This is a genomic window from Flavobacterium sp. (genome assembly GCF_036405015.1).
GTDB lineage: Bacteria > Bacteroidota > Bacteroidia > Flavobacteriales > Flavobacteriaceae > Flavobacterium.
Genome location: NZ_DASWYK010000004.1, coordinates 1 through 5085, shown reverse-complemented (window position 1 = coordinate 5085; position 5085 = coordinate 1). Strand labels below are relative to the sequence as shown.

At 35.5% G+C, this 5085-nt stretch carries 5 protein-coding genes; 1 reads left to right on the top strand and 4 read right to left on the bottom strand.

The annotated features are described in order from the left end of the window. Nucleotides 1-298: 298 nt before the first annotated feature. From VGE71_RS00435 to VGE71_RS00420, 4 genes are all read right to left on the bottom strand, one after another. Nucleotides 299-634 (bottom strand): L-rhamnose mutarotase, encoded by a 336-nt coding sequence (locus tag VGE71_RS00435; protein WP_331136537.1) that lies wholly within the window; start codon nt 632-634, stop codon nt 299-301. Between the two features lie 10 nt (nt 635-644). Continuing rightward, the gene (locus VGE71_RS00430) at nt 645-1499 is read right to left on the bottom strand and encodes a fumarylacetoacetate hydrolase family protein (RefSeq protein ID WP_331136536.1); all 855 of its coding nucleotides are present in this window, start codon (nt 1497-1499) and stop codon (nt 645-647) included. Nucleotides 1500-1683: 184 nt separating this feature from the next. Further along, nucleotides 1684-2448, bottom strand: coding sequence for an SDR family oxidoreductase (locus VGE71_RS00425; RefSeq protein WP_331136535.1), 765 nt, complete (start codon nt 2446-2448; stop codon nt 1684-1686). Nucleotides 2449-2487: 39 nt separating this feature from the next. Continuing rightward, entirely contained in the window at nt 2488-4143 is a 1656-nt protein-coding gene (locus VGE71_RS00420) for an altronate dehydratase family protein (protein WP_331136534.1), read from the bottom strand. A gap of 149 nt (nt 4144-4292) precedes the next feature. Between VGE71_RS00420 and VGE71_RS00415 the strand changes: the two genes are divergently transcribed. Further along, nucleotides 4293-5085: AraC family transcriptional regulator (locus tag VGE71_RS00415; RefSeq protein ID WP_331136533.1), on the top strand; the 793-nt coding region annotated here is incomplete at its 3' end.

The following is a 5085-nucleotide window of genomic DNA, read 5'->3' as shown; positions in this document are numbered from 1 at the left end:
ACATATTTACAATGGCAATAATTTTTTTTACCGACGAGATATTCCTAATGGAATATTTTTGATGTCTGAATATATAAGAATAACAAAGCCCTGATTATTCAAGGCTTTGTTATTCATTCCGTAGGAATGTTTCGTCGGTAGTAGAACGAAATTAGTATCGCAGTTATACGTTCCGTAGGAACGTCTGATTATTTAATAATATTCTATTTTGGCAAATCAAATGTGCCTACAGGACATAATATATCATGACAATATTTTTTCTACTGACGAGATATTCCTACGGAATATTTTTGATGAATTATAACTGAAATATTTTATCCATTAAAATCCATTTTTGTCCTGGTTTTGCCCAAGGAAGCGCCTGTTGGAATTTCCACATTAAAGTTTCCCATTCCTGAACTTTTTCGTTTGCAGCGTCGGCTTTGTCTTTTTTCTCAAAAGAGAAATTTTCATTACCTTCAATAATCATAAAAAGTCTATTTCCTGTGCAGTAAATATCTAGAACCTCGATTCCAGCATCTTGAATGCTTTTTTTGATTTCAGGCCAAACGTTTTCATGCAGTTCTTTGTATTCTGCAATTAAGTCAGCATCGTCTTTTAAGTCTAAAGCCAGACAGAATTTTTGTGTTGCCATAATCTAAAATTTATCCTTGGTAAGCTACAGCAGTTTGTTTGCTTGTACCTAAACCTTCAATTCCTAATTCGATTACGTCGCCCGCTTTAATGTAAATTGGATCTGGTTTGATTCCAAGACCAACTCCTGGAGGCGTTCCTGTACTGATAACGTCGCCAGGAAGCAATGTCATAAACTGACTTAAATAATGTACCAAAAATGGAATTTTGAAAATCAAGTTTGAAGTATTACTGTTTTGGAATGTTTTTCCGTTAACCGTCAACCACATTTTTAAATTGTTTACATCGCCAACTTCGTCTGGAGTTGCCATAATTGGTCCAAGAGGAGCGAAGGTATCAGAACCTTTTCCTTTTGCCCATTGTCCACCACGCTCGATTTGGAAAGCTCTTTCGCTATAATCATTCAAAAGACAATATCCCGCGATGTAGTTTGGTGCATCTTCTTCAGAAACATAACTTGCTTTTTTACCCACAACAAATGCCAATTCTACTTCCCAGTCTGTTTTTTCACTGTTTTTTGGAATGATCAAATTGTCATTTGGTCCACATAAAGAAGTAGTAGATTTAAAGAAAATGATTGGTTCTTCTGGAATTGCAGCGCCAGTTTCTTCGCAGTGATCTACATAGTTTAATCCGATGCAGATGATTTTTGAAGGACGCGCAACTGGCGAACCTAAACGAACTGAATCGCTCACTTCTGGAAGTGCAGGATTATTTTTTAAAGCTTCTTCTAATTTTTTTAATCCGTAATTTTCAAAAAAACCTTCGTTGTAATCTGTTACAATAGACGAAACATCATATTTTTTATCATTTAGAAGAATTCCTGGTTTTTCTTTTCCTTCTTCGCCAAATCTAATAAGTTTCATAATTTTTTATTTTTTAATATTTTTTTCCGCCACGAATTCACGAATTTTTGCAAATCAGTTCGTGAAATTCGCAGTAATTTTGACGCAAATTTCACAGATTTTTTTAATCATTATAATTCGTGAATTCGTGGCTATTTTTTTTTCGCACAGATTTGAACTCTTTAATCTGTGGCTATCTCTTTTCTTAGTTGTTCAATTTAATAAAACCTCCATCAATTGGATAATCAGAACCGGTGATGAAAGAAGACTCGTCGCTGCATAAGAATAAAGCTAAAGTTGCGATTTCATCCGGTTTTCCCATACGGCCGATTGGCTGCGATTGAGATAATTTTTCGAAGATTTCTTCTTCTTTCCCTGGATAATTTTTAGAAATAAATCCGTCTACGAAAGGCGTGTGAACACGTGCAGGAGAAATAGAATTGCATCTGATTTTATCATTCAAATAATCTTTTGCAACCGATAAAGTCATCGCCATAACCGCTCCTTTTGCAGTAGAATAAGCAAAACGATCCGGAATTCCAACCCAGCAAGCAATAGAAGCCAAGTTCAAGATTACACCTCCGCCAGAACCTCTTAAAGCAGGAATCGAAGCGTGAAGACAGTTGTAAACACCTTTTACATTTACATTCATAATTCTGTCAAAATCAGATTCAGAAGTCGTATCAACTTTTCCAACGTGAGCAATTCCAGCGTTGTTTACCAAAATATTGATATTTCCGATTTTCTGGAAAGTTGCATTTACTTGTTCGTGGTTTGAAACGTCGCAAGCGTGAGCAAAAACACTTCCTCCAGCCGATTTGATTTCTTCAACCGTTTCTTTTGCGCTTTCTTCAGTTAATTCTAAAATATGAACTTCAGCTCCTTGTTTAGCAAATAAAACAGAAATCGCTCTTCCAATTCCGCTTCCACCGCCTGTGATAATTGCTTTTTTATTTTGTAATGAAAACATTTGATATAAATTTTTATAGTTATTTTTTAATTGAGTCGTTTACAAAGATACGCCACGTTTCCATGGAATAAAATCATCTTGGTTTAATTGAACCGCTTTTGGAATAATTTCGCCACTTGCCGCTTTGATACAATATTCTAAAATTTCCTCGCCCATTTCTTCAATAGATTTTTCACCACTAATGATTGGCCCGCAGTCAATATCGATAATATCTTTCATTCTCGTTGCCAAAACAGAATTTGTAGCCACTTTAATTACAGGACAAACTGGATTTCCAGTTGGAGTTCCTAAACCTGTTGTAAACAAAATTAAAGTTGCTCCAGAAGCCGCTTTTCCAGTTGTTGCTTCCACGTCATTTCCGGGTGTACAAACCAAACTTAAACCTGGTTTTGTAACCAATTCGGTATAGTCTAAAACATCAACTACAGGAGAAGTACCGCCTTTTTTGGCCGCTCCCGCACTTTTGATGGCATCGGTAATTAAACCGTCTTTGATATTTCCTGGAGAAGGATTCATATGGAAACCTGAACCAACTTTATGAGCCAGTTCATCGTACGATTCCATTAAATTGATGAATTTCTTAGCATTATCTTCTGTAATACATCTGTCGATTAAGTTTTGCTCAGCCCCACATAATTCTGGGAATTCTGCCAAAAGAATTTTTCCACCTAAAGCAACCACTAAATCGGAAGTATAACCCACAGCAGGATTTGCAGAAACACCGCTGAAACCGTCGCTTCCTCCACATTTTACTCCAATACATAAATCGCTTAACGGGGCATCTGTTCTTTCGTATTTGTTAATTTCGATTAAACCTTCAAAAGTCTTTTTGATGGCATTTGTAATCAAAACTTCTTCGCTTTCTGTCTGCTGTTGTTCAAAAATAAACAGCGGTTTATCAAACTCTGGATTTTGTCTTTTTACATCATTCACAAAATCCTGAACTTGTAAATGCTGGCATCCCAAACTCAAAAGCGTGATTCCTCCAACGTTCGGATGGTTGGCATAAGAAGCCAATAAAGCGCTTAAAGTAGAAGCATCTTGACGCGTTCCACCGCAACCGCCTTGGTGATTTAAGAATTTAATTCCGTCCACATTTTCAAAAACACGTTTGTTTTTTGGCGTCGGATTCAATTCAATATTAATATCGTTAATATCATTTCCGTTCAAATAACCTTCTAGTAATTCGTGCGTAAATTGATTGTATTTGTCTGTTACCGCATAACCCAATTGCTTGTGTAGAGCTTCTTTGATAACATCAAGATTTCTGTTTTCACAAAAAACAGTCGGAACAAAAAGCCAGTAATTTGCTGTTCCAACGCGTCCGTCTTTTCTTTTGTATCCTTTAAAAGTTCGGTTTGCAAACTTAGAAACATCAGGCGCATTCCACTCGTAAGAAGCGTTTCTGTAAGCGTAAGGATCTGCAGCGTGTTTTAAGTTTTCGGTCGTCATCAAGCTTCCTTTCACAATATCATTTTGCACTTTTCCAACCAAAACACCGTACATATTTACTTCTTCTCCCTGCTTCATATCTTGCATGTAGAATTTGTGTTTGGCTTTGATGAGGTCTTGTAAAACGTAAGTTTCGTTTTCAAAAAGAATGGTTTCTCCTTTTGGTAAGTCGGTTAAAGCTACAAGAACATTATCGTCCGGATGTAGTTTTACCACTAGTTTTTTAGTCGTATTCTCCAGCATTGTTTTTTGTTTTTTTCTTTTTTGTGTTGTCGTTAAGCGCTTTGTTTTCAATAAAATTTGGGCAGTTAACGAAAAATAAAATTAGTTTTTTAAGTCTTTTGTTATTAGTCCAATATTATCCGTGTCTAATCTTTAATTATCTTTGCAATATGAAATTGGAGCAAACTAAAATAGCATCTTATCTCAACACAAAAGTTTCGGTACTAAATCGTATCGAACCGTTTTTTCAGGCGCCGTTTCATTCGCATCCAGAATTGGAATTGGTGTATGTGAAAGAGAGTTTTGGCAAACGAATTATCGGAAATTCGGTCATGCCGTTTGAACCTGGTGATATGGTTTTTTTAGGTTCTGATATTCCACATGTGTGGCTGAATGACGAAAAATATTATCAAGGAATTGAAGATTTAAAAGCCAATTCGATAGTCGTATATTTTCATAAAGACATTTTCGGACCGACTTTTTATGAATTAAAAGAAACTCAGAAAATCAACGAACTTTTTGTTCAAGCGGGAAAAGGAATTTCAATCATCGGAAAAACGAATAAACAGGTTGCGAAAAAACTCGAAAAATTAGTTGCTAAAAAAGACTTCGAAGTGATTGTTGGGCTTTTTGAAATTTTATCGATTCTTTCTGATAGTCAAGACAAGATTTATATTAATGACGAAATTTATTCTTTAATGCAGAAAGATTCGAAAGTGGATCGTCTTTCGGAAGTTTTTCAATATGTGAACAAAAATTACAAAAAGAATATTTCTTTAGAAGAAATTGCCGCTGTCGCGAATATGACTCGGACTTCTTTCTGTAGAATGTTTAGAGTAAAAACAAAAAAGAATTTTGTGGATTATCTGCACGAAATCAGGATTTCGAATGCTTGTAAATTGCTATTAGAAACAGATAAAAGTATGTCTGAAATCGCGTATGATTGTGGGTATAAAACGGCAT